This is a genomic window from Granulicella sp. S190 (assembly GCF_009766095.1).
In the GTDB taxonomy this organism is placed as follows: domain Bacteria; phylum Acidobacteriota; class Terriglobia; order Terriglobales; family Acidobacteriaceae; genus Edaphobacter.
Window position 1 is genome coordinate 163,982 of record NZ_LMUD01000002.1, and the last position, 25,640, is coordinate 189,621.

A 25,640-nucleotide genomic window follows, 5' to 3' on the forward strand; every position below is an offset into this window, starting at 1 on the left:
TTGGCGGATGGTCGTCGCTATGGGTTGCCTCCATGGTAGGTGAATTGTTTGTAGCTTGATGAAACTAATCCCTTAGAGTTACATCTACCTGTAACCGCTTAGTGAATGTTTCACGGGTTACGTAAATTTGTCATGTTCGGAGAAGTAGATGGATCGTCGAAGGTTTATTGCGTCAGGTGGAAGCTTGCTTGCGTTGGCCAGTAGTGCTCCCGCTGGTCTTTCAGAGGGTTTGTTCAAAGACTACCGAGATTCCAAGAAAGGAAAAGATATGTCAAAGGGTTCAGGAGTTCCGCTGACCACAATTCATCACGTCGAAGCGGATGGGGTAAATGTGTTTTATCGTGAGGCTGGTCCGGCGAATGCACCGGTATTGCTACTTTTGCATGGCTTTCCCGCATCTTCGTTTCAGTATCGCGAGTTGATTCCCCGACTGGCGGACAAGTACCGTGTGATCGCACCTGATCTTCCAGGGTTTGGATTTACCGAGGTGCCGGATGCGCGCCAGTACAAGTACGACTTCGAGGGGTTGGCGAAGACGATGCTTGCGTTTACCGACGCGCTTGGTTTGAAGCGGTATGCGTTGTATTTGTTCGATTATGGCGCGCCTACTGGGCTTCGCATGGCGATGGCGCATCCGGAGCGGGTGACGGCGATAATCTCGCAGAATGGGAACGCTTATGACGAAGGGCTCGGCGATGCGTGGGCGCCGATTCGGAAGTATTGGAACGATCCTTCGCCGGCCAATCGCGAGACGGTCCACAACGCTGCCGTGAGCTTCGAAGGGATCAAGTTTCAGTATGAGCATAGGGTGGCGAATCCCGCGGCAGTGGGACCGGAGGCTTACTGGCTGGATTATGCCTTGGTGAGCCGACCAGGGAATACGGATATTCAGCTCGATCTGTTTTTCGATTATCAAAACAACGTGAAGCTGTATCCGAAGTTTCAGGAGTACTTCAGGACATCGAAGCCACCGCTGCTGGCGATCTGGGGAAAGAACGATCCATTCTTTATTCCACCAGGAGCTGAGGCGTTCAAGAGAGATCTTCCAAATGCTACCGTCCAGTTTCTAGATACTGGACACTTTGCGCTGGAGACGCATGTGGAGGAGATCGCGGTGGCCGTGAGGGAGTTGCTGGCAAAAAACGCAGGTTGACGCTTTTGGTCTGGTGCACGCAAGCCTCAGTGAACGCGCGTCAGATATCGTGGCTGTTTGGCGTGGCGTCTTCGCCGGCGTAGTTGTAGAGTAGCCACTCGCCGACGAGGACGTCCGCAATTTTCTCCTTGTACCGGGCTGCGATGACCTCGCGCACGAGGGGATCTTTGTAGAGGCGCATGCACGCCTGGCAGCGGTGTGCGTACATATCCTCCCACTCGATGCTTGGCTCGTGAGTGGCAGCCCAGGCAAGGATGCGTTCGGGCCCTTCGACGCGGATCCAGCGTTTGAGGTAGTCCTCGCCAGCAGCATGGTCCGCTTCGCCGATCGTGGTGAGGCCGACGCGTCCCACCTGAAGCTCGGGGACAGTGCGCATCCCAAGACCGCAACAGGCGCCGATGCGTCCGTCAGCTTGAATTGCCGTAGTGGAGAGGATGCTGTTGCAGCCGGTGCGGGTGGCGACATTGTGTCGGTTGATGGTGGAGCCGTCGCGATATTCGTTCGTCTTCATGGGCTCGAGCGGCATCCAGGGGCTTTCGAGTACCTCGAGACGCTTGCGCGGAAAAGTGCTGCGGATGGCCGCGAAGTCTTCCCGGGCCTCGATGGCTTTGGCGGTAATGGTGCGGTCGCGGACCGTCTCGACCATGACGACGATGGCGCTGAGAGGAGAGGCGGCTGCGGCTGCGGTGGCGCGAACGACGTTGTCGAGGGGGACGAAGCGGGCGTGTTCGTCGCCGGTGCTGAAGTTGATCTCTTTGAGGCCGGCATCGATGAGCTTTGCGATCATTCGCTCGGCCTGGATGGAGGTTGAAGCCCAATAGGCGTTGGAGACGACGCGCGTGGAGAGGCCAAGTGACTGGGCGTGACGGATGGCAGTGAAGAGATCGTTCGCGGCAAGAGTGGGCTCGCCTCCGGTGAAGACAACAACGCGATAGTCGCCCTGGGCCGCTGCCTGGTCGATCGCGGTGATCATGTTTTCGAGTCCGAGCCAGGATGTCTCGGAGCGTCCGCTGAGGGTGCCGCAGTGCGAGCACTCGGCGGTGCACTTGTAGGTCGGCATCACCGACAGGGTACGCAACTGGTGAAGCGGAGTGGGAATGCTCATCGGACATCTCCGGCGATGGGCGCAGAGGGTACGGAGAGTATAAGCTCGGCGACGATGGGATGATCTACAACAAGGCCGGCGAGCCTCTGGAGATCAAGGCGCGACAGTTGATCGCCGGAAGCTTTGCGCTTTCGGATGGCTGGTCCTTCTACGCCAGCCTCCGCTTCCGCTTCCGCTTCAAGTTCGGCTTCCAGTCGCAGATCGGTTTCTGATTCGAGATCTGTCTCCGCTGAAGCATCGATATCGGTGTCTGCGTCGGCTTCCGTGTCGAGGTCGACCTCGGCGTCTATTTCAAAGTCGACTTGCGTCTCGACCTCCGATTCAATTGCGATCTCCGATTCGACCAGAGTGTCAATTTTGGTGTCGACTATGGCACGGGTTTCAAGCTCGAGCGCGGCCTTCGCCAGAACGGCGGCGCGGGTCTCAAGGGCAGCGTGGAGCACGGCATCGACTTTTGTCCTCAGCTCCAGTTCTATGACGGTGTTGGTATGCAGACGCTGCTCGAGCAACGCGTTTACATTCGCCTTGGTCTCAAGATGAAGCTTCGCTTCGAGAGCAGTAGCCAGACGCGCCTCTATCTCCGTGATGGCCTGCAGTTCGGTGGAGACCCTGACCTGAAGGGCGGCGCGGAGATCAGAAGTGGCCTTGACATCGACGTTGAAGCCGCGTGTGAGAGCGGAGGAGATGGCCTCATCGGAGTGGCCAGCGAGCGCCTGCCGCAGAAGGGGAAGATAGCCTTTGGTTGGATGAGTCTCCTGCCCTGGCGTCGGAGGCGGCGGGTCGGAGTTAAGAAGGCGATGAAAGATGCGATTGAAGGCGCTGACTCCGAGGGATTCGCGGAGGTCGACTCCGAGATACTCGGTCAGCAGTGTCTCAGGCGAGTTCAGGAAGGACATGCGGGCATCACTGGACTCGGAGAGGTGTCGATGCAGGCTGGCGATGCGTGCGGTGAGACCAGGCTGGCTCAGGACGAGATCCTGGTGCTGAGGAAGAATGAAGGAATTAAGGTTCATGGTTCACTCCTGGGAAGATACCTGGGGGGCCCGGAGGAAGCAGATCTGGCTAGCCGATTTCGTCCAATCAGCCTCTGCTCGTGCCCGATCATTTGTCAATCAAATAATTTGGGACGCGAGACAGAGAGCTTTATCTATCGTGACGGAACGCGGAGTTTTGTTACAGGATAAAGAGGCTACTCGACCGGAAGTTTGGCGTTGTAGCCGTCGCGGGCTATGACCGAGTATTTTTGTGGTTTTCCTTTTTCATCCTGCATACGGAGGGGGTGGCCTTCGTTGTCGACGAGGAGGACCTTGACCTTGCGGTAGCTGCCGTCGTTCTTGTTGTTGGTCGGACGGTAGGTGAGGATGTACTCGTTGCGGATGGAGTCGTTGATCTGGGCAAAGATATCCGGAAGCTCGCCTTGGAAGATAGGGGCGAAGCTGAGGCCGCCGGTCATGGCAGAAAAGGTTTTTAACTGGTTTTGAGCCTGAAGGTAGTCAAGCTCTCGAGGGCCACCACCGCCTCCGCGAATCTCGTTGATAAGAGCGCCTGTGCTAATAGAGAAGATGGTGACGTTTGGGGTGTTCTTCACCTTGGCGAGAATCTTATCGAGGGTGAGTTTGGAGAAGGTATCGCGGCCTGAGCCAATGAGGATGATGTACTTGCGGCCTTCGATACGGCTGGTACGGTCCAGCGTCTCATAGAGAGCGTCGAAGAGATTGGTGTCGGAGAAGCCGGGGATAACGAGGGACTGGAGTGACTGGGCGATGAGGTCTTTGTTGTTGGTGAAGTCGGTGAGGATGTGAGTGCGTAGGTCGTAGGTGACAACGGCAACGTAATCGTCTTTGCGCAGCGAACGGAAGAAGCTGTAGGACGCGTTCTGCATGTCGCGGATGAGGTAGTAGCTATTGGCGGCGAACTCCAGCAGCATGACTGCGGTGATAGGAGTCTGTGTAGTGCGAACGCTGGTGATGGTCTGGGGGACGCCGTCTTCCAGAATGAGGAAGTTGTTGGCTTTGAGGCCGGGGACGAACTGATGGGTCTTATCCAGGATGACGCTGGCGTCGATGTTGACGATGGGGACGTCGACGCGAAGGGAGAAGGTCTCGTTATCAGGATTCTTAACCTTGGGAGCGACGGGCGCGGGTGGCGGCGGGGGCTCGTCTGCCTCCTTCTTTTTCTTGAGTATGATGGTGCCGTTATCGGTATCAGGGCCGGCGTCGTCGGGGGAGGGCGGGGTGGGTTTAGTTTGTTGCGGAGGATTTTGCGCAGGGGCGTCCTGGGCGTTGGCAGAGAACAGGGTGAAGACAGTGCAGCAGGCGAGGAGAAGAAGGATGCGAGCCCTGAGAGGCGGAAGAGTGGTCATCATCTGAAACTTTACTCCGAATATTGGACTGCTCTTCCCTGTAATAGTAAGTGAGAGAGCTGAGGAGGAGAGGCTCTAGTAGTCTGTAGACGTGATGGCTGCGGTAAAGACTCGATTGGGGATGGCTGGCCTGGCACTGAGCGGGGCTTTGGTGAGTTCAGTGCTAGTGGGCAGCGCCCGGGCTCAGATGCAGGCGCCGGTCGAAACGGGAGGATGGACAGCGGTTGCGGCACCCTCGGTTGCGCCTGCGGTGACGAAGTTCTTCCCACTGAGCGAGGTGAGGCGTGGGATGCGCGGGGTGGCATATACGGTGTTCGAGGGAGTCAACCCTGAGCCGATGCAGGTGGAAATTTTGGGGATCCTGAAAGATGCGCTGGGTCCGGGACAGGACATGATCCTGGCGCGACTGCATGGCGACAAGCCGGAGTATACGGGCGTGGTGGCGGGGATGAGCGGCAGCCCGGTCTATATCGACGGGCGATTGGTGGGAGCGCTGAGTTACAGGATTGGACAGTTCAGCAAGGAGCCGATTGCGGGAATTACGCCGATCGAGTCGATGCTGCAGGTGCGGGATGACGATGGCGCAGCGGGAATGAAGCTGGCGTCCGTTAGTAGGGAGATTGAGGGGCAGCCGGAGATGCGGGCGATGGAGACTCCGCTGATCTTCGGCGGGTTCAGCCAGGAGACGGTGGAGCGGTTTGGCGACAGGTTTCGCGCGATGGGTCTGACCCCGGTGGTTGGACTGGGCGGAGCGGATTCGTCACTGGCACAACCCGAGCCGCTAGTACCGGGAAGTGCGGTGAGCGCGGTATTGGTACGCGGAGATCTATCGATGGCCGGAACCTGCACCGTGACTTACGTGGACCCTAAGCGGCTTCTGGCGTGTGGACATCCGATTACCCAGTACGGTCCTGTGGATATGCCGATGACCAAAGCTACGGTGTTGGCTTCGCTGGCGTCGCCGCTGAATGCGTTCAAGATTATCAACACGACCGAGACGGTGGGCGCGTTCACTGAGGATCGTGCGTCGGCGATCATGGGGCGGTTCGGGGTTGAGGCACGGATGATTCCGGTAGTAGTGGAAGTGTTGCCCCCGGTGATGGACGGTGCCGTGCAAGGGAAGGTAAAGACGCTGCACTTTGAGGTGTTGGACAATCGCCAGTTGACGCCCTCGGCGATGCTGGTCTCGGTATACCAGAGCCTGCAGACGAATAACACGGCGGCGGAGGAGTTGAGCTATCGGCTTTCTGGCGAGATCGATGTGAAGGGGTTGCCGCCGGTAAAGATGCAGGGACTGATGGCGCAGAACGAGTTCAACCCGGCGACGATCAATGCGGCGCTGCTGGTGAACGATCGCTTCAGCAAGGTATATGGAAATGCGCTGGACCAGCCGGTAGTGACTGGAGTGAAGTTGAGGGTGGAGGCGATTGCGGCAAGGCTTACGGCAGTCCTGGAGTCGGCGCGCCTGAGCCGGGCTGAGGCACGGGCAGGTGAGGAGATTGAGGTAGAGGCGATGGTGCATCCCTACCAGGCGGAGGCCCGGATGCTGCGGGTGAGGGTGAAGCTGCCGGAGAATTTGACGGCAGGCGCGATGCGGGTGGTGGTGAGTGACGGAGGGACGGTAGACCGTCTGACGACTAAGTCTGGAGCGGAGCGGTCGGTAGGTCTGGCCGACACGGTAGATGCATTGAACCGAGTGCACGCCAACGATCGGGTCTATGTAACGCTGTTGAGCCATGCGACGCAGGTGGTACTGGAAGGAGAGGCTCTGCCTGGGGTGCCGCTGTCGATGGCGAATGTGCTTGAGCCGTTGAAGGAGTCGCAGAAGATGCAACTGACGGGAGAGAGTGTAGTGGCTGCGGGATCAGTCGACGCGGGGTACGCTGTGAGTGGGTATCAGGTGTTGAATCTGACAGTGAAGTAACCGCACAGTGCGGTGTGGTCAAGCCAATAAGTGCTGACCGAGGTTTTGTTACATGATGGTTGCTGCGATGACGATTCGTGTAGAGGATGATTTTTTACTCATGGTGGTGTTGTAGCATCAAAAGGTAGGCGCGGCGGATATGTTCCGCGCTCCAAAGGGAAAGACTTCAAATGAGTGAAATACACGGTTTCGCCGTTCATGCGGCCGGTGCACACCTCCTAGCTTATAAGTACGATCCGGGTGAGTTGCAGGCTAATGAGGTCGAGATCAAGATCTCGCACTGTGGCGTGTGCCATAGCGATGTTCATCTAATCGACAATGACTGGGGTATCAGTAAGTATCCGTTTATTCCTGGCCACGAAGTTGTAGGCATAGTAGTGGCGCTCGGCTCCGCGGTAAAGGATCGCACGATGGGAGAGCGAGTGGGGGTGGGCTGGCAGGCAGATAGCTGCGGCATCTGCGAGTGGTGCCGGCAGGGGCAGGAGCATCTTTGCGCGAAGTCGCAACCAACCTGCGTAGGACGCAATGGCGGGTTCGCCGACAAGATCCGCGTGAACTCAAAGTTCGCAATTCCCTTGCCTGAAGCATTGGAGAGCGAGAATGCAGCTCCTCTGCTGTGCGGCGGAATTACCGTGTACTCGCCGCTTAGAAATCATGGCGTTCGTCCGGCGTCGCGGGTGGGAGTCATCGGCATTGGCGGCCTCGGACATCTGGGAGTGCAGTTTGCCAAGGCGTTCGGCGCAGAGGTCACGGCATTTTCGACTTCAAAGGATAAGGAGGCAGAGGCACTTGCTTTGGGAGCGCATCACTTCGTGAATACACGGGACACTGGTGCCTTGAAGAAGGTTGCCGGCTCGTTTGATTTTCTGCTTTCGACGGTGAGCGCAGACCAGGACTGGCAGGCCTACGTGAGCGCGCTCCGTCCCAAGGGAATGTTCTGCGTTGTAGGAGCCGCCCCTTCGCCAATCCAGGTTGCTGCGTTCTCACTAATCAGCGGACAGAAGGCGATCTCTGGAAGCCCAACCGGCAGCCCATATGACTTGAGCGAGATGCTCGATGTGGCTGCCCGGCATGGAGTGAAGGCGACCACGGAGAGATTTGCGATGGCCAAAGCGAATGATGCAGTGGCCAAGGTGAAGAAGAACCAGGTTCGATATCGAGCCGTTCTGACGAACTAAACTTCGCTGGCGGTCGTTCGCAAAAGCTAGGCAGAGAGGTTGGATCCTTATGCAGGATCGATGGCGAGGGCTTTGGCTCTCGCCCATCCTGTTTCTGCGCAGCTGCAGAAAGGTGCTTTAGACTCAAAGTCAGAATGATGCGACGAGTGTTGGTTACAGGTTTGGTGGTGGGGGCTACCCTTCTGTCCGCGTGGGCGAGCGCACAGGGTACGAAGCTGTGGAGCGTGGAACGCTACGACGAGATGGAAAAAGGCACCTCGGAGGGTGTGGCCATTCGCAGCGATGGACGCCTGGAGGCGGGACCGGCGAGTTCATTGCTCTACGAGACCGGTAAGAGCTATGCATGGTCGATAGCGAGCGATACCAGTGGGAACGGGTATGTGGGGCTGGGTGGGACAGCCGCCGGGGCGGCGTTGGTGATGAAGGTCACGCCGGACGGAAAAGCCTCGCAGATCTTTGCTGGCAAGGAGCTTGCGGTGCAGGCAGTGAGAGTTGCACCAGATGGAACCCTCCTCGCGGCTACCTCTCCCGATGGGAAGGTCTATCGTATTCCGCAGGGTGGTGGAGCGGCGGCAGTCGTCTTCGATCCTGCGATGACGGAGGAGAAGCCGAAGTACCTCTGGGATCTGGCTGTCGGGAAGGCTGGGGAGATCTACGTAGCAGCAGGGGCTCCGGCGGTGGTGTATCGAGTGCCTGCCGGAGGTGGAAAGGCAGAGGTGCTGTTCAGGACGGCGGATCAACATATTCGTTGCCTGCTGTTGAGTACGGACGGAACGCTTTGGGCGGGGTCGGACGGATCGGGCGTGGTGTATCGCTTCGCAACGGGAACGGTAGGGGCGAAGCCGTTTGCCGCGTATGCTGCGGCTCGGCGGGAGATTACGGCTCTGGCGATGGATGCGGCAGGCAACGTGTATGCCGCCGGAGTTGGAACGAAGGGGCGTTCGACGCTGCCGCCCTTGCCAGTAACCGGTGGCGTGGGCGTGACGATCACGTTTGTGCAGCCAGGCTCATCTACGGCGGCGGGACAGAATACGCTGGTGCCGGATGGCTCGGAGATCTATAAGATAGCGCCGGATGGTTCCCCGCAGAAGTTGCTGACGCTGAAGGATGACGTGGTGTACGCGCTCACGATGCAGAATGGGAAGCTGCTGGCGGCAACTGGAAATCGCGGGCGCATCTATCGTGTGGAGACCAATGGCGATGGCAGGTTTACCGATATAGCGCACCTGGAGGCTTCGCAGGGAATGGCATTCGCCTCGGTGAAGGATAGTCTGCTGATCGCAACCAGCAACAGTGGAAAGGTGTTTCGGTTGGCAGATGTGGTTGCGACTGCGGCTACCTATACGAGTGATGTATTCGATGCGCAGAGCTTCTCGCAATGGGGACGTGCAGAGGTAAGAGCTGGCACAGCGGTAGGGTTCGAGCTATCTGTGCGGAGCGGAAACGTTGAAAGCCCTGTTATGGGATGGAGCGAGTGGAGACGCGTGGCGGCGGACGGAAGTTTTACCGTTCCGCCCGGTCGCTTTGTGCAGTGGAAGGCATTGCTTCGAGACAACGGAAGCCTGGATGCGGTAGCGCTGAATTATCTGCAGAGAAATGTCGCGCCAGTGGTCGAGGAGGTAGTGGTGCAGCCCGGCGCTCGGGTGACGCCAGCGACTCCGGTTGCCGCCAATGCGACGGTGCAGGTGGCCTTCCCTGCTGCCGGAGCGACTCCTGTCTTTTCCGCCGATGCTGGTTCTGCTCCTCTCACGGCGCAGAAGGATAAGACTGCGGTAACGGTTCGATGGATGGCCCATGACGACAACGGCGATGACCTGATGTACGCGGTGTGGTATCGCGGCGTCGGCGAGGCGAACTGGCGATTACTGAAGGACAAGCTCTCCGAGAAGGTCTACAGCTTCGATTCGGCGCTGCTACCGGATGGTAGTTACGAAGTGAAGGTCGTAGCGAGTGATGCTCCGGTACACACGGATGCGGAAGCGCTGACAGGAGAGCGGTCGAGCGAAGTGTTTGTGGTGGATACAACGCCGCCTATGCCGGGGGTATTGACGGCGGAGGCGATCAAACGGATGGAGTGGGTGGGTTCTGTGCAGGTGAACTCTATCTTGATTCATGCGACGCTGGAGGCGAGGGATGCTACTTCGCCGATCGCGCATGCGGAGTACTCGATTGACGCGGGACCGTGGCAGTATCTGGAGCCGGTTGGGAAGGTTTCGGATTCGCTTTCGGAGCGATATGACTTTACGGTGGCGGTGCCAGCGACGACTACTCCAGTGAGTGATGCGAAGGAGCATGTGCTGGCTGTGAGAGTTTATGACCGTTATGAAAACGTCATCGCGGTAAAGGCGGTGGTGCGGTAATGGCGGTGCGCGACTGGTTCCCCGAATACGGACAGGATGTGGTGCTGCTGGCGGTGGACCTAGTGGGGACCTTTGTGTTTGCGGTGGAGGGGGCGCTGGCGGGGATGTATGCGGGGCTGGATGTGTTTGGCCTGCTGGTGCTGTCGTTTGTAACTGCTCTTGGTGGAGGGACGATTCGCGATCTATTGATTGGAGCGATTCCGCCAAACAGTATTCGTGACTGGAGGTATGGCGCGACGGCATTCGCAGGTGGGGGCGCTGTGTTTTTCTTTCATCCTTTGATCCAGAGGGTGCCGGTGCATTTGATGATCACGCTCGACGCGGCGGGGCTGGCTCTGTTTGCGGTTGCAGGTGTGGGTAAGGCGCTGGAGTTCGGGATCACGCCGCTGCTTGCGATCATATTGGGAGCGGTGACCGGTGCGGGCGGCGGGACAGTGCGGGATGTACTGCTGGCGCAGGTGCCGGGTGTACTGCACTCGGATGTGTATGCGGCGGCAGCGCTGGCGGGGGCGGCGGTGGTGGTGATGGGATTGAAAGTGAAGTTGCCGCGAGGATTGGCGATGAGTCTTGGGGCTGGAGCCTGCTTTGTGCTGCGGATGGTGGCGGCGTGGCGGCACTGGAATCTGCCGAAGGTTGTCGGACATTGAGGCCGCGTGTGCTGCCGGATGGGTCGCCTGCGCGGCGGGCGGTCACTTCGTGACGCGTATACCTTGTTGAGGCGGGTGAGAGGCGTTGGGCCTCGCGTTGCTCGGCTTTGGCGATAGTAAGCTGGAACTCGATGCGATTTGAATTTTTTATTGCGGCGCGTTATCTGCGGGCGAAGCGGCGGCAGGCTGTGGTGGGAGTAATCACGGCTATCTCGGTGATCGGCGTGGCGGCGGGAGTGGCTTCGCTCATCATCGCGCTTGCAATCACAAATGGGATGCGGAGGGACCTGCAGGAGCGGCTGGTAGGTTCGAGCTCGCATGTGGACCTGATGCGCGTGGCGGGCGATGGGATACGCGACTGGCGCCCTCTGTTGGCGCGCCTGCGCGAGGTGCCGCATGTGGTGGCGGCTGCCCCGGGATTGTACGGTCAAGTGTTGATCTCGAAGGGCGCACGAAGTGGCGGTGGCCTGATAAAAGGCGTGATTCCTGCAGACGAGAAGACCGTGGGAGATCTGTTGCAGAGCGTCGTGCAGGGTTCGGCCGAGGCGTTGGAGCCAGCGACTGCGGTCACGTCTCCCTGTGCGGAGGGAGCGAGTGCGCAGAACGATTGCGGAATGGGTGTGGCGCGAGAGATTCCCCCAATCGTCATTGGACAGGATATGGCGGAGTCGCTGGGCGCGAAGGTTGGGGATGGGGTGCTGGTGACCAGCCCGCAGGGGGAGTTGACGCCGCTAGGGTTGGTGCCGAAGTATGAGCGGTTTCAAGTGGCGGGAATCTTCAGGTCGGGCTTCTACCAGTACGACTCAAGCTACGCATTTCTCCGCTTAGTGGATGCGCAGAGACTCTTCAGCGAGCCGGATCTGATCTCGGTGATCAGCTTCAAGGTGGACGATCTTTACCATGCGGATCGTGTGGGGAGGGCGATTGAAGATGCGGCGGGCAAGGGGTTTCAGACGACGAATTGGATGGAACAGAATCGCGAGCTGTTTCGCGCTTTGAAGCTGGAGCAGATCGTGACGTTCATCATTCTTGCGCTGATTGTTTGCGTGGCTGCGCTGAATATTCTGATTGCGCTAACCATGATGGTGATGGAGAAGACGCGAGATATTGCCGTGCTGATGAGCTTTGGGGTGAGGGCGGATCAGGTGCGACGAATCTTTCTGATGCAGGGGTTGCTGATCTCGGTGATTGGCACGGTGCTGGGGTTGATTCTTGGGTATGGTCTGAGTTGGCTAGGTGGGCACTATAGGTTTATTCGGCTGGATGCGTCGGTTTATTCGATTGATTATCTGCCGTTCGCCCCGCGAGTTTGGGATGCAGTGATTGTTGCAGCAGTTTCGTTGGGTGTAAGTCTGATTGCTACGATCTATCCAAGTGGGAGCGCGGCGAAGGTACTGCCGGCGGAGGCGTTGCGATATGAATAACCCGAGGTTGAAGTACGGACAATTGGTGCCGAATGGCTTGGCGAAGATGACTGCACTCGAGCACTACCTGAACACAGAGACGGGACTGGAAGCTACGCTGCTGGGGTTCGTACGGTTGAGGGCTTCGCTGATGAATGGCTGTGAATATTGCATTCAGCTGCATTCAGGGGAGTTGAAGAAGTTGAACGAGACGGCGGAGCGGATTGCGGGCGTTGGCGACTGGCGGGCGTCTGAGGCCTACACAAAGCGCGAGCGGGCCGCGTTGGCCTGGACCGAGGCCGTAACGAATATTCAAGACGGGCATGCTCCGGATGCTGTCTATGACGAGGTGAGGGCGCACTTCAGCGAGGTTGAAACGGTAAATCTTACGCTGACGATTACGACGATCAACGCATGGAACCGAATTGCGATATCGCTGGGCAGATATCCGGGCCATGGAAGCTCGACCCAAGCGAACGAGGTGAAGGGTTGATAGATCCGGATGAGGGCGATGTCAGGTTTGAGAATGAAGGAACGCTGGAGCCGCTGCCAGTGGTGATGGAACGGACAGTGGTGATGCGTGCGGTGGGGCTTACCAAGATGTATGCAGCTGTCACCACGGGGAGTGGCTCTTCGAGCAAAGGTTCGGCGCGGCCGGCGTTGGAGTTGTTTCGCGGGCTGGACCTGAAGGTGCATTCAGGCGAGATGGTCGCGATCGTAGGAGAGAGCGGCGCGGGAAAGAGCTCCCTGCTTCATCTGCTGGCGGCGTTGGATACACCGACTGCGGGCGAGGTTTGGTGCGGAGAGACGCGGCTGAGTTCGTTTACTCCCAGGCAGGCGGCAGAATATCGCAACCGGGATGTTGGTTATGTGTGGCAGTTTCACTACCTGTTACCGGAGTTTTCTGCGCTGGAGAATGTTGCGATGCCTCTGCTGGCTCGCGGGACGAGGCGAAGCGAGGCACTGGAGAAGGCGCGGGTGTGGCTCGGCGAGGTGGGGCTTGGCGACCGTGCAGAGCATCGATCCGGGGAGTTGAGCGGAGGAGAGCAGCAGAGGGTTAGCCTGGCGCGGGCGCTGGTAACTGAACCCAGACTGCTGCTGGCAGATGAGCCGACAGGTGATCTCGATGGAAAAACGGCCGAGGCGGTATTCAGTTTGATTCAACGGCTGCACGCAGCACATGGGCTTACGAGTGTGCTGGTGACACACAATCTGGAGTTTGCCGAGAGATGCGATCGGATCCTGAAGCTGAAAGAAGGTCGTCTGGTGGATGCCCGGTCTCCTGTGGGCTGACGCTGAGTTGCGAGATGCGGTATCAATTCCCTAAGTAGCATTCCTAAGGGTGATTTAGAGAGAACGACGCAGGTACTACTAGAAGAGTTAGCCGTGTCGCTCTCTAGCGCAGAGACTCCTTTTTTGTTGATCCGAGGTTCGATCAACTGCAGTGTACCTCCCTCCTTCAATCCAAGACCGAATCCTATTCGTTGATCAATTCATCAGGTACTGAGGGACGGGAGGTTTTGGAACTCGTAATTGCACTTAATTTGGTGCTAGTTTTGCACAGGCGACGTCTTACGAGGGTGCTAAGTTTATGCATAACTTTTGAGGGATTTCGAATATCTTGCGCAGACGACTACACTGAGAAGTAGTGGTATGGATGCTTCGTAGGTTGAAGTAGCCTGATTTGTCTCCGGGAGTGAGCGGCACGGGGACGGCAGTGGGACCAACGGCGCTATGCGGCCTTCGGGTTGGATGGTGGCCGGCTTGAAGGGGATAACATGTTCGAACGCTATACGGAGAAGGCGCGGCGGGTAATCTTTTTTGCTCGCTATGAGGCCAGTCAGTTTGGGTCGCCTTACATCGAAACCGAGCATCTGCTGCTCGGGCTGTTGCGTGAGGACAAGGCGTTGACGAACCGCTTTTTGCGGTCCCACGCGTCCGTAGAGTCGATACGCAAGCAGATTGAAGGGCATACGACGATCCGGGAGAAGGTTTCAACCTCGGTCGATCTGCCGCTTTCAAACGAGTGCAAGCGCGTGCTGGCGTATGCGGCGGAAGAGGCTGAACGGCTATCGCATAAGCACATCGGAACTGAGCATCTGCTTTTGGGACTGTTGCGTGAGGAGAAGTGCTTCGCGGCGGAGATTTTGCAGGAGCGTGGTTTGCGGCTGCCTGCGATTCGCGAAGAGCTGCAGCGTACAACGCAGGAGAAGACACCCTCTTCAAGCGGTAGTAAGGGGCAGCGGGGCGAACAGAGCATGCTGGCGGAGTTTTCGCGCGATCTCACCCAGTCGGCAATGGACCAGCAGCTGGATCCGCTGGTTGGGCGCGATACCGAAGTAGACCGCGTCATCCAGATTCTATGCAGGCGAACGAAGAACAATCCCGTGCTGATTGGCGAGCCGGGCGTCGGCAAAACGGCGATTGTGGAAGGGCTGGCGCAGAAGATCGCTGATGGCGAGGTGCCAAGTTTCCTCGCAGATAAGCGGGTGCTGGCGCTGGATCTTTCGCTGATCGTTGCGGGAACGAAGTATCGCGGCCAGTTTGAAGAGCGGTTGAAGACGATCATGAAGGAGCTGATGGAGAATCAGAACTCCATCGTATTTATCGACGAACTCCATACCTTGGTTGGCGCGGGATCGGCCGAGGGTTCGCTCGATGCGGCGAACATTCTGAAGCCGGCTTTGAGCCGCGGCGAGATTCAGTGCATCGGCGCGACCACCCCTGCGGAATATCGGAAGTCAATTGAGAAAGATCGCTCTTTGGAGCGGCGCTTTCAGGCAGTCAAAGTGCCGCCGCCGAACGAAGAAGATGCAATCAAGATCATCATGGGGATCAAGGAGAAGTACGAGAAGTTCCATGCGGTGAGCTATACCGATGACGCGATTACGTTTTCGGTATCGCACTCCAGCCGCTATATTCCTGATCGGTTCCTGCCCGATAAGGCGATCGATCTCATCGACGAGGCGGGTGCGCGGGTGAAGCTGCGGCAGACCTCGATGCCTGAGGAGCTAACCGAGGTCCAGAAGCGGATCAAGTTCATCGTGCACCGGATGGAGAATGCGATCGCGAATCATGAGTTCGAGAAGGCTCGGTTCTATTCGGATGAGGAGCGCAAGGAGCGAGAGAATCTACGGGCGCTGCGGGACAAATATCATCTGGACGACTCTTCGGCGGGTATCGTGACACGCGGAGATATTGAGGATGTGGTGAGCCGCTGGACGGGCGTTCCGATCACTTCGCTGAAGGAAGAAGAGACCCAGCGATTACTGCGCGTCGAGGAGGAACTACACAAGCGTGTGATCTCGCAGGATAAGGCGATCTCGGCGCTGGCGCGGGCTATTCGACGTTCTCGTGCAGGGCTTAAGAATCCAGCTCGGCCGATCGGAAGCTTCCTGTTCCTTGGACCTACCGGTGTGGGTAAGACGGAGATGGCGCGAACCCTTGCGCAGTTCCTGTTCGGCAGCGAGAAGGCTTTGATCCGGTTCGATATGTCGGAGTTCATGGAGAAGCACTCTGTGAGCAAACTGATCGGTTCGCCTCCGGGTTATGTCGGCTATGAAGAGGGCGGCCAGCTCACTGAGCGTGTAAAGCGGAACCCCTACAGCGTGGTTCTGTTGGATGAAATCGAAAAGGCGCATCCGGATGTCTTCAACCTGCTGCTGCAGGTGTTTGAAGATGGGCAGCTGACAGACGGACTCGGAAACACGGTTGATTACAAGAACTGCATCATCATCATGACCTCCAATATTGGAGCCAAGCATCTGCAGAAGCGGCAGGGGCTAGGTTTCCAGAGCGAGAAGGAAGACATGGTGCTAGACAAGATGGAGGAGCTGGTACGCGGCGAAGTTAAGAGGACGTTCAATCCGGAGTTCCTCAATCGTCTGGACGAGATCATCATCTTTACGTCGCTGTCGGATAGCGACCTGTTGCAGATTCTCGAGTTGCTGGTGCAGCAGTTGAACGTGAACCTGGTGCACAAGGCGATCACGATCTCTGTTGCCGATGATGCGAAGAAGTGGATTATCGAGAAGACGGCCGGAGATCGTAGCTACGGTGCGCGGCCTTTGCGTCGGGCGCTGCAGCGGTTTGTCGAGGATCCTCTGTCGGAGGCTCTGATCGGAGGCGGCATCGTCGAGCGGCCAGCGTTTATCGAGGTTTATATGGAAAACAATAAGCTGTTCTATCGACCGATCGCTGCCGATGGCGAAGAGAAGATGGCTGGACTTGAACTAACCACCGTCTAGATTCGTGTTGGAAGAACATCAAACGCCTCAGCTCTTGCCGGGGCGTTTGCCCGTTGTAGAAGAGTAAGCAACAACCTAACGCAGAAGATCCCGGATAGTTCCGGGATCTTCTGTAATGCGAGAGAAGGCAGTTTGAAACTAATTCAATCAGACCAGCGATTGTGCTGACTTGACAGCACTGTTGACGACGTCGCCCGCCTTATCCACTGCGTACTCTACCTGGCCTTTTGTGCGCTTTATGGCTTTCTGGGTCTCATCGCTAAGACGCTCTGCCTGCGCTTTAAGGTAGTTCCCTGCATCTTCCAGGTAGTCGCCTGCATCCTCCGCCCTCTTGCGAAGCTGCTTGCGGGTTTTGACTCCGGTTTGCGGAGCGTAGAGGAGAGCAATTGCAGCTCCTGCGGTGACGCCGATGCCGAAGGCAAACCAATAATTCTTTGCACTCATTCGAAGTACCTCGTGCGAGATTTTGCTTCTCTGGGTAAGTTGGATTCGCACGGGAGAAGATTGGTTGGTTATTTTTTGCTATTGCAAAGGTTTTGAAGCAGTTACCGAGAGCGAGTCTCGAGAGAGTGACGAATCAGTTCCCTGCACCGTTTTTGCGTCGCCGCGAGATATCTCTGCAGGCTAGAGTGAGAAGGGGGTGACTCATGAAAGATATTGCGATTGCACTTGTGTTTCTTGCCATGATTGTGGGGCCTGCGTTCTTTGCCCTCGATACGTTTGCGGAAAAGAAACGGTTTTAGACAGTCAGACCAGCCAGTTCCCTCGCCCGCAGGAAGATGCGCGTGAACATGACTTTGTTCAAACGTCCGGTATTCGTGTTGCGAAGCGATGGATGATAAGTGGCAAGCAAATGCAGGCCACTGGGCAGGACGTACTCGGCTCCATAGGAGAAGCGATAGTCTGACTTTTTGGCAATAACTCCGGTCTGCAACAAAAAGGCCATGTAGCCGTCGAAGGCTATCTTGCCGAGGCAGACTACAACACGAACTCTCGGCAGCGCTTGAATCTCCTGTGCGAGATGAGTGCCACAGTTGCGAATCTCCTGGGGATGCGGCTTGTCGGCAGGCGGAGCGCAACGCACAACAGAGGCGATCCAGGCATGACGCAGCTTAAGGCCGTCGTCGCGGGCGACGGCACGGGGTTTGCTGGCAAGGCCAAGCTCATGCAGCACCGGATACATGAAGTCGCCGGAACCGTCGCCGGTAAAAGGACGCCCCGTACGGTTGGCTCCATGGGCACCTGGTGCAAGACCAAGGATTAGAATTCGAGCCCGCGGATCACCGAAGCCTGGGACGGGGCGAGACCAGTAGGTTTGATCAAGATAGGCGCGGCGTTTGGTCTCGCCTATTCCACGACAATATTCGCGGAGCCGCGGACAGCGCTCACAAGTAATGATGGTTTCGCGAATCTGCTGCAGCAGCGGGACCGTACTCTGAGTATTGGACGATGGCACTCTCTCAATCATAGTGGGACGGAGAGGCTCAGGAAAGGTCGTTCCTCAAACAACTGAGTAGAATGGTCTTTGTACATCAAGGCGGGAATAGGCGGTAAGTTGGAAGATCCAAGACTCAGCAGGATGTATTGGGCGCTCCTGAAACAGTGGGCCGCGAAGCGTCGCAGAAGTCTATGGCATGCAGCCGTCATGCGTTCCGGCATGCTGACAGTGCTCATTTTGACGCTGCTGCTGATGGGTCTCGCCTTTGGATGGCGCACCCACAGATTAGGACAGTTCGCCATGCTGAAGAAGCAGCTGCGGGCTAAGCCAAAAAGCGAGGTTGTGATACGTCCGGGTGGACAGGATGTCATCCGGCTGCAGCGTTCCCAGATGGTCGGAGGCAGCGGACCCGAGTTTTTGTCAGCTACCCTGCTTCCGGGACGCGGAATGAATATGCTTCAGATCTCAGCCTATCTTCCTCAGAGAGGCGAGGTAAATCTGCTTGCCTCCCCTTCGTTGGACGACGCAGAGGAAAAGTTGAGCGGCAGTGGAGCGGACAGTTCTGGAGAGAACAGCCTGACGATGGGCGCAGCGATCGAAGTACCATGGGCGGGCCGTATTCTCGGAACGCGAACACCAGATGGAGCGAACCTGACTACGATGTGGCAGGGCCTTCGCTTGAGCCTGCCAACAGGCGCGAGAGATAGCTACGGGCTCGACGGCTCCGTAGCTGCTGGGGGCCTGCTACTGAAAGAGCCCTCAACCTCCGTGAGTACAAACATCATGCCGGATGGGGGCGAGGCCATGGCTACCTTTCGACCCGGGAATTTCGGAGGCCGGTGGCTCTCGCAGACCGAAATTGAAACAAACGTGGAGCTAAGCGGGCGGGCGATCGAGTTGAAGATCGTCGCTCGTAATATCGGGGATACCGCCGAGCCAATTGGGATTGGCTGGCATCCCAGGTTTGCGATCATGAGCGGTCATCGCGGGCAAATGATGTTGCATCTGCCGGAGGCGCTCCGGGCCGAGGTCAAGGATCGCCGCAGCGGCGAGCTTAGTGGACGGCTGCTCCCGGTTTCGGGAACGGAGTACGACTTTACCGGCCGTAATGGGGCCAGGCTGGGCGGGTTGACCCTAGATGATAGCTTTGTCGAGCTGAAACGCGGCATGATGGCTGATGGACCGGTTGCGGAGTTGCGAGACCCGGAGAGCGGCTATGGTCTGCGCATTACCGCGACGTCGCCTACCATCAAGGCTTTGCGGGTCTACGCTCCACTGGATGGGTCGTTTATTTCGATCCAGCCGCAGTTCAACTACGACGACCCTTTTGGACACGAGTGGGCGAAGACCGAAGACACCGGAATGGTCGTCCTGCAGCCGGGACAGTCGACCCAATGGAAGATTCGACTGGAGATTTTCTCCTTAAGCCCGACCTCGCCGGAACACCTTTAGGCCTCGCTTTTCTGAAAGTAACTTCAGAGGGAAGCATTCCGGGAGGATCCGAGCGGCAGAAGCGCAAGCTGAGGTTTGACCCTCCCACTCCAAGACTCGTACAGTAGAGAAGAGGCGTGGATCGCGCTCGTCAGGGCACCGGCGGCGACGCGGCATACACAAGCGCACTTTGGAAGGCATGAACTTGACCCCGACTGAGATGACAGAGACAAATGAGACTGCAGAGCTGCAGCCAGAAGTAGCGACTACGCACGAGCATGAGCATCATGACCACGCTCACGACCATGAGCATACGCATCAGCACGCCGCCGCGCTGAACCCGGAGCTGACCCGGGAGATTGAAGTCGAGGTAGGGGCCGATGAGGTATCGAAGAGCTTCAAGACTGTGGTGAAGCGTTACCAGAAGCTTGCGAGGATTCCAGGATTTCGTGCCGGAAAGGTTCCGGAGACGCTGGTGCGATCGAAGTTTGCCAAGGAAGTTCGTCAGGAGGTTCTGGAGAGCCTGGTCTCGGATCGTTTCCGCAAGGCAATCGACGAACAGAAGCTGCGCCCGGTATCCGAGCCACAGCTGCTGGATCTACAGCTGTACGATGGCCAGCCGCTCAAGTTCAAGGCTGCGTTTGAAGTCGCTCCTGAAATTGACGTTGCGGGATACGACAGCGTCTCTGTCGCCAAGCCTGAAGCAGCGCTGACCGACGATGAGTATGCCGCTGAGTTGGCGCGCGTGCTGGACGGCCACGCAACGGTAGAGCCGGTGGAGGAAGATCGTTCCCTTGTCAATGGTGACTGGGCTGAGATCCAGTTCCGCGGCGAGGTGAAGGATCTGGCCCAGACCGTGACTGAAGACGGAGTGCAGAGCGCATCGGCCAGTGAACCAATCAGTGGAGAGGATGTGCTGATCGAGATTGGCGGAAAGAATACACTCGCAGCCTTCAATGAAGCCCTGCGTGGAGCCAAGCCTGGGCAGGAGCTGAAGTTTGAAGTGGACTATCCGGCAGACTTCGGCGAGCAGCGTCTTGCAGGTCAAACCGTAAGCTACGACGTCACGGTGAAGGGGATCAAGCACAAGAGCTACCCAGAGCGCGACGCGGAGTTCGCCAAGCAACTTGGCAACTACGAGAGCTGGGATGAGTTCGAGACCAAGCTGCGCGAGCATGCGTCAGGCCGTAAAAAGACTGCGCTCGAAAACGCCGCGAAGGACAAGATGCTCGGCGAGTTTATTGAGAAGTTCCAGTTCCCTGTTCCTGAAGCGTTCGTCCAGCAACAGATCGAAGCACGTCTGGACCGCGGTCTCCGTGCCTTGGCGCAGCAGGGTATGAAGGTGGAGGATATGCGCAAGCTGGACTTCGTTCAGTTGCGTGCCTCGCAGCGTGACCTGGCAGTGAACGAGGTGAAGGTTTCGATGATCCTCGACCGCATTGCCGAGGTAGAGGGCGTCACGCTGAGCGAAGAGGATCTGGAGCGCGAGTTGTTGCTCCTCTCGATCCAGTCGCGTGAGCCACTGGAGACGCTTCGTGACAGGCTGTCGAAGGATGGCGGGCTGGACCGGATTCGCGAGCAGATGCGGCGCGAGAAGACTGGAAGCGTGCTCTACGAGAAGCTGGCTTCGTAGGGTGAAGTTGTCGGATTGCTAACGGACAGAAAGAAAGAGAGTGTTATGGGACTAGTACCGATGGTGATCGAGCAGACGAGCCGGGGCGAACGCGCCTACGACATTTACAGCCGTCTGCTGCGGGACAACATCATTTTTCTTGGCACGCCAATCGATGACAACATCGCCAATGTAATCATTGCGCAGATGCTGTTTCTGAGCGGCGAAGACCCGGAGAAGGACATTCAGCTCTACATCAACTCGCCGGGTGGATCCATTACCGCTGGACTGGCGATCTACGACACGATGCAGTACATCAAGAACGATGTGGTGACCTTCTGCATCGGGCAGGCCGCCAGCATGGGCGCATTTCTGTTGATGGCGGGTAAGAAGGGTAAGCGGTTCGCTCTTCCCAACTCCCGTATCCTGATCCACCAGCCTTCGATGGGCGGCTTGAGCGGACAGGCAACCGATATCGACATCCATGCCCGGGAGATCCTGCGAATTCGCGAGATTACGAACAAGCTGATGAGCGCCAGCACGGGCCAGACGCTGGAACGGATCGAGCGGGATGTGGAGCGCGACTTTATCATGACGGCCGCGCAGTCGAAGGAATACGGCATCATCGATGACATCATCGATCGTCCTCGCACCTAGTAAAACGTTAGCTTTGCCGCGAAGGCCCGAACCGATGGTTCGGGCTTTTTGCGTCTATGACTACTTCGGGGTACCACCGTGACCCTTGGGTCATGCTTTGCAGGTTGAAACAGGTGTAAAATCGCTAGATAAGACTTTGTTGTGCGCACGACTCAGGAGTAGTCGAAATTTATGAAAACGTCACGGGGCTCAGACGAATCTCTTCGCTGTTCTTTCTGCCATAAATCGCAGGATGCCGTTGCCAAGCTGATCTCATCTCCTTCGGACTATCCGCGGGCCTACATCTGCGATGAGTGTGTGGCAGTGTGCAACTCGATTCTCGAGGACGATCGCACCGAGGCCCAGCCCGGCGCTGCGCCGGCTCACCTGCCTAAACCGCAGGAGGTCAAGGCGTTTCTGGATGAGTACGTCATCGGACAGGACCAGACCAAGAAGAAGCTCGCCGTAGCGGTTTATAACCACTACAAGCGCATCCAGATGAATAAGACGCGCGGCAATGATGTGGAGCTTGCGAAGTCGAATATTCTGCTGGTAGGACCGACGGGGTCGGGTAAGACGCTGCTGGCGCAGACGATGGCCAAGATGCTGGACGTTCCCTTCGCGATCGTGGACGCGACCACGCTGACAGAAGCCGGATATGTGGGCGAAGACGTCGAGAACATCATCCTGAAGCTACTGCAGGCTGCCGACGGCGATGTGCAGCGGGCGCAGAGTGGCATCATCTACATCGACGAGATCGACAAGATTGGACGCAAGGACGAGAATCCCTCGATTACGCGCGACGTCTCCGGCGAGGGCGTCCAGCAGGCCCTCCTGAAGTTGCTGGAAGGTACTGTCGCGAATGTTCCACCCCAGGGCGGACGAAAACATCCTCATCAGGAGTTCACCGCTGTCGACACAACGAATATTCTCTTCATCTGCGGCGGCGCATTTGTCGGGCTCGAAAAGGTAATTGGACGGCGTATCGGCAAGAAGGCGCTTGGCTTCAAGGCAATTGCTGATCCCGATGCCAAAGACGGTGACGTGACGCCTATTCGCGCACAGCGCGATTCGGAGCTGCTGCGTCAGGCAGAGCCACAAGACCTTCTGAAGTATGGGCTCATTCCAGAGTTTGTCGGTCGACTTCCAGTGCTCGGAATTCTCGACGAGCTGGACGAAGTGGCCTTGGTGGAGATTCTCACCAAGCCTCGTAATGCGATTCTCAAGCAGTACACGAAACTGTTCGACTACGAGGGCGTCAAGGTGACCTTCACCGACGAAGCGGCGAAAGAGATCGCCCGCGAGGCTCTGCATCGCAAGGTCGGAGCGCGTGGTTTGCGGATGATTCTGGAAGAGTTGATGTTGGATCTGATGTATTACGTTCCGGGTAATAAGAAGGTCAAAGAACTTTCTATCACCGCTGAGATGGTCAAAAAACACAGCCTCACCCTTCCAATGCTTCTCGAAAAAGCCGGCTAGCGAAGGTGCGTCTGGTACGTGAGTTGCGAAACGAAAGAGGCATTCTCCTAGGTTCCATGGGTCGCAACGGCATACATTTGTCGTTGCGATTTCTACTTAAAAGCCATGATCTTTTATTTCATCGATCTATCGCGCTACTGGAAATACCTTAATCACGCCAGAGGAATTACAATCACCTGAAGCCGCAACGCCGATGCATCATTTCTGGCGTTTTAACGTCTAATTGGAGAGAGATGACAAATCAACCAAAAAAAGCGCTAAGCGGCGATGTTCGCAAGCTTCCCATGATGCCCATTCGTGACATGGTCATCTTTCCCCACATGATGACCCCTTTTGTTGTGGGCCGCGAGTCCAGCGTCCGGGCGCTGGAGGAGGCGCTCTCAGGCGACCGCAAGATCTTTCTCGCGACCCAGCACGACGCTTCGGTAGATGAACCGAATGCCGACGATATCTATGAGACCGGGACTATCGGCAATATCGTCCAAAGCGTCAAGATGCCGGACGGAAATATCAAAGTATTGGTTGAAGGGGTGGAGAGAGCGCGCGCCACCGAAATCAACGATGTCGATGGTTTCTTTGTGGCGACGGTTCGCACTGGCCAGACCCAGTTAGAGATGACGCCTCAGGTGGAACAACTGATGCAGCGCGTCCACTCGTTGTTTGAGCAGTATGTAAAGCTGCAGCAGTCTTTGAACTACGAGACGATGGCGGCCAGCGTTCGCGCAGATGAGCCCGCTAAGCTCGCGGACACCATCGCAGCGAACCTCCAGCTTTCGATTGAAGAAAAGCAGCAGCTCCTCGAAGTCTTCGACCCAGAGAACCGGTTGACGAAGGTTGCCGATGTGCTGGATGTCGCAATCGAGAAGTTGAATATGGATCGCACGATTCAGTCGCGTGTGAAGCGGCAGATGGAGAAGGCACAGAAGGAGTACTACCTCAACGAGAAGATCAAAGCGATCCAGAAGGAACTTGGCCGCGGCGAGAAATCTGAGTTCGATGAGCTGAAGAAGAAGATTGAAGCGGCGAATATGCCGAAGGACGTACTAGAGAAGTCACTCCAGGAGTTGAAAAAGCTTGAAGCGATGCCGCCCATGTCGGCGGAGTCCACGGTATCGCGGAACTATCTCGACTGGTTACTTGCCGTGCCATGGAAGAAGCGGTCCAAAGAGATCCGCTCGATCGAGCACGCGGAACAGATCCTGAACGAGGACCACTACGGGTTGGAAAAGATCAAAGAGCGGATTCTCGAGTTTCTTGCCGTACGGCAACTCGTGAAGAATCCCAAAGGATCGATCCTCTGCTTCGTCGGACCTCCGGGCGTAGGTAAGACCTCACTGGGCATGTCCATCGCGAAGGCTACCGGCCGAAAGTTTGTAAGGATGTCGTTAGGCGGCGTTCGCGACGAGGCCGAGATTCGCGGTCATCGGCGGACCTACATTGGCGCGCTGCCTGGGCAGATCATTCAGTCGATGAAGAAGGCCGGGACCAAGAACCCGGTATTCATGCTCGATGAGATTGACAAGATGGCTTCAGACTTCCGCGGCGATCCAGCGAGCGCGCTGCTTGAGGTTCTCGATCCAGAGCAGAACACCTCGTTCCAGGATCATTACCTGGATGTTGAGTACGATCTGTCGCAGGTACTGTTTGTCGCGACGGCGAATGTTCTGCACACCATTCCTGGCCCGTTGCAGGACCGTATGGAGATCCTTCGGCTGCACGGCTACACCGAGATCGAGAAATTAGAGATCGCCAAGCAGTATCTGGTAAAGAAGCAGCGTGAAGGAACCGGGCTGACTGAAGCACAGATCATCTTCGAAGATGATGCGTTGCGACTGATTATTCGCGGCTATACGCGAGAGGCTGGCGTTCGCAATCTCGAACGCGAGATCGGAAATGTGTGCCGCAAGGTTGCACGGCGTGTGGTCAAGAACGGTGCGGAGCACACTGAGACAATCACTGGGGATAACCTGGGCAGCATTCTTGGCGTAGCGAAGTTCCGCGACTCGCAGGTACATGAGAAGAGTGAAGTCGGTCTGGTGACTGGTCTGGCGTGGACCGAAATGGGGGGAACGATCCTTCAAACCGAGGTTCAGGTACTCGACGGTAAAGGTAAGATGACGGCCACAGGACAACTCGGCGATGTGATGCAGGAGTCCGCCCAGGCTGCGCTCACTTACATTCGTTCGCGGTCTCACCACTTGGGACTGGCGAAGGACTTCTACAAGAATGTCGATATTCATGTACACGTCCCAGAGGGAGCAATCCCGAAAGACGGACCTTCAGCTGGCATCACATTGGCGACTGGGCTCGCCAGTGCCTTGACGAAGATCAAGGTGCGTCGCGATATTGCGATGACCGGTGAGATTACCTTGCGCGGCAAGGTGCTTCCGATTGGAGGTTTGAAGGAGAAGCTGCTGGCTGCACATCGTGCAGGTATCTTCGAAGCGATCCTGCCCGAAGAAAATCGTAAAGACCTGGCCGATCTGCCTGAGCTGCTCAAGACCACCATGAAGCTGCACTTTGTCGAGGAGATGGATCAGGTGCTAAAGCTTGCGCTTGAAGGCAATCTACCTGAGCTTCAGGAAGAGACCCCCGAGGCTTTGTCCTCGGTACTACCATCATCCGGCATTGAAGTACCTCAACCCATTGCTCACCAGTAAATAGG

At 57.2% G+C, this 25,640-nt stretch carries 19 protein-coding genes; 14 read left to right on the top strand and 5 right to left on the bottom strand.

The annotated features are described in order from the left end of the window. The first annotated feature begins 268 nt into the window (after positions 1 to 268). Positions 269 to 1,153, top strand: a complete 885-nt coding sequence (locus GSQ94_RS00630; protein WP_254063490.1) for an alpha/beta fold hydrolase — start codon at positions 269 to 271, stop codon at positions 1,151 to 1,153. Between the two features lie 40 nt (positions 1,154 to 1,193). On the opposite strand, the gene GSQ94_RS00635 is transcribed toward GSQ94_RS00630, so the two are convergent. The 3 genes from GSQ94_RS00635 to GSQ94_RS00645 all read right to left on the bottom strand — a co-directional run bounded on the left by GSQ94_RS00635 (position 1,194) and on the right by GSQ94_RS00645 (position 4,623). Further along, positions 1,194 to 2,258 carry a radical SAM protein gene (locus tag GSQ94_RS00635; RefSeq protein WP_158941391.1) on the bottom strand — a complete coding sequence of 355 codons (1,065 nt, stop codon included), beginning with the start codon at positions 2,256 to 2,258 and terminating at the stop codon, positions 1,194 to 1,196. After that, positions 2,255 to 3,271: a hypothetical protein gene (locus GSQ94_RS00640; protein ID WP_158941392.1), complete on the bottom strand. Its 1,017-nt coding sequence runs from the start codon at positions 3,269 to 3,271 to the stop codon at positions 2,255 to 2,257. The genes GSQ94_RS00635 and GSQ94_RS00640 overlap by 4 nt, the downstream gene beginning before the upstream one ends. A gap of 176 nt (positions 3,272 to 3,447) precedes the next feature. Further along, positions 3,448 to 4,623: a VWA domain-containing protein gene (locus GSQ94_RS00645; protein ID WP_158941393.1), complete on the bottom strand. Its 1,176-nt coding sequence runs from the start codon at positions 4,621 to 4,623 to the stop codon at positions 3,448 to 3,450. A 91-nt stretch (positions 4,624 to 4,714) separates the two neighbouring features. Between GSQ94_RS00645 and GSQ94_RS00650 the strand changes: the two genes are divergently transcribed. The 8 genes from GSQ94_RS00650 to GSQ94_RS00685 all read left to right on the top strand — a co-directional run bounded on the left by GSQ94_RS00650 (position 4,715) and on the right by GSQ94_RS00685 (position 16,379). Further along, positions 4,715 to 6,544, top strand: coding sequence for a SpoIVB peptidase S55 domain-containing protein (locus GSQ94_RS00650; RefSeq protein ID WP_254063492.1), 1,830 nt, complete (start codon positions 4,715 to 4,717; stop codon positions 6,542 to 6,544). Positions 6,545 to 6,714: 170 nt separating this feature from the next. Beyond that, positions 6,715 to 7,722, top strand: a complete 1,008-nt coding sequence (locus tag GSQ94_RS00655; RefSeq protein WP_158941394.1) for an NAD(P)-dependent alcohol dehydrogenase — start codon at positions 6,715 to 6,717, stop codon at positions 7,720 to 7,722. A 134-nt stretch (positions 7,723 to 7,856) separates the two neighbouring features. Then, positions 7,857 to 10,082, top strand: coding sequence for a hypothetical protein (locus tag GSQ94_RS00660; protein WP_254063493.1), 2,226 nt, complete (start codon positions 7,857 to 7,859; stop codon positions 10,080 to 10,082). Continuing rightward, on the top strand, positions 10,082 to 10,729 hold the full coding sequence (locus GSQ94_RS00665) for a trimeric intracellular cation channel family protein (protein WP_158941395.1): 648 nt from the start codon (positions 10,082 to 10,084) through the stop codon (positions 10,727 to 10,729). Before GSQ94_RS00660 ends, GSQ94_RS00665 begins: the two co-directional genes overlap by 1 nt. Before the next feature lie 131 nt (positions 10,730 to 10,860). Then, positions 10,861 to 12,153, top strand: a complete 1,293-nt coding sequence (locus GSQ94_RS00670; RefSeq protein WP_158941396.1) for an FtsX-like permease family protein — start codon at positions 10,861 to 10,863, stop codon at positions 12,151 to 12,153. Further along, positions 12,146 to 12,625 carry a carboxymuconolactone decarboxylase family protein gene (locus tag GSQ94_RS00675; RefSeq protein ID WP_158941397.1) on the top strand — a complete coding sequence of 160 codons (480 nt, stop codon included), beginning with the start codon at positions 12,146 to 12,148 and terminating at the stop codon, positions 12,623 to 12,625. Before GSQ94_RS00670 ends, GSQ94_RS00675 begins: the two co-directional genes overlap by 8 nt. Then, entirely contained in the window at positions 12,622 to 13,425 is an 804-nt protein-coding gene (locus GSQ94_RS00680; protein ID WP_254063495.1) for an ABC transporter ATP-binding protein, read from the top strand. The genes GSQ94_RS00675 and GSQ94_RS00680 overlap by 4 nt, the downstream gene beginning before the upstream one ends. 485 nt (positions 13,426 to 13,910) lie before the next feature. Beyond that, the gene (locus GSQ94_RS00685; RefSeq protein ID WP_158941399.1) at positions 13,911 to 16,379 is read left to right on the top strand and encodes an ATP-dependent Clp protease ATP-binding subunit; all 2,469 of its coding nucleotides are present in this window, start codon (positions 13,911 to 13,913) and stop codon (positions 16,377 to 16,379) included. Between the two features lie 147 nt (positions 16,380 to 16,526). On the opposite strand, the gene GSQ94_RS00690 is transcribed toward GSQ94_RS00685, so the two are convergent. Beyond that, positions 16,527 to 16,823, bottom strand: a complete 297-nt coding sequence (locus GSQ94_RS00690; protein ID WP_158941400.1) for a YtxH domain-containing protein — start codon at positions 16,821 to 16,823, stop codon at positions 16,527 to 16,529. A 295-nt stretch (positions 16,824 to 17,118) separates the two neighbouring features. Then, positions 17,119 to 17,847 carry a uracil-DNA glycosylase gene (locus GSQ94_RS00695; protein ID WP_158941401.1) on the bottom strand — a complete coding sequence of 243 codons (729 nt, stop codon included), beginning with the start codon at positions 17,845 to 17,847 and terminating at the stop codon, positions 17,119 to 17,121. Between the two features lie 87 nt (positions 17,848 to 17,934). Here GSQ94_RS00695 and GSQ94_RS00700 point away from each other — a divergent pair, with 87 nt between their 5' ends. From GSQ94_RS00700 to lon, 5 genes are all read left to right on the top strand, one after another. Continuing rightward, positions 17,935 to 19,269, top strand: a complete 1,335-nt coding sequence (locus GSQ94_RS00700) for an aldose 1-epimerase (protein WP_158941402.1) — start codon at positions 17,935 to 17,937, stop codon at positions 19,267 to 19,269. Between the two features lie 178 nt (positions 19,270 to 19,447). Then, positions 19,448 to 20,881, top strand: a complete 1,434-nt coding sequence (gene tig, locus GSQ94_RS00705; RefSeq protein WP_254063496.1) for a trigger factor — start codon at positions 19,448 to 19,450, stop codon at positions 20,879 to 20,881. A 15-nt stretch (positions 20,882 to 20,896) separates the two neighbouring features. Then, positions 20,897 to 21,517, top strand: a complete 621-nt coding sequence (clpP, locus tag GSQ94_RS00710; protein ID WP_256369948.1) for an ATP-dependent Clp endopeptidase proteolytic subunit ClpP — start codon at positions 20,897 to 20,899, stop codon at positions 21,515 to 21,517. A gap of 171 nt (positions 21,518 to 21,688) precedes the next feature. Further along, positions 21,689 to 22,975: an ATP-dependent Clp protease ATP-binding subunit ClpX gene (gene clpX, locus GSQ94_RS00715; RefSeq protein WP_158941403.1), complete on the top strand. Its 1,287-nt coding sequence runs from the start codon at positions 21,689 to 21,691 to the stop codon at positions 22,973 to 22,975. Between the two features lie 233 nt (positions 22,976 to 23,208). Further along, positions 23,209 to 25,635 carry an endopeptidase La gene (gene lon, locus GSQ94_RS00720; RefSeq protein ID WP_158941404.1) on the top strand — a complete coding sequence of 809 codons (2,427 nt, stop codon included), beginning with the start codon at positions 23,209 to 23,211 and terminating at the stop codon, positions 25,633 to 25,635. Positions 25,636 to 25,640: the final 5 nt, after the last annotated feature.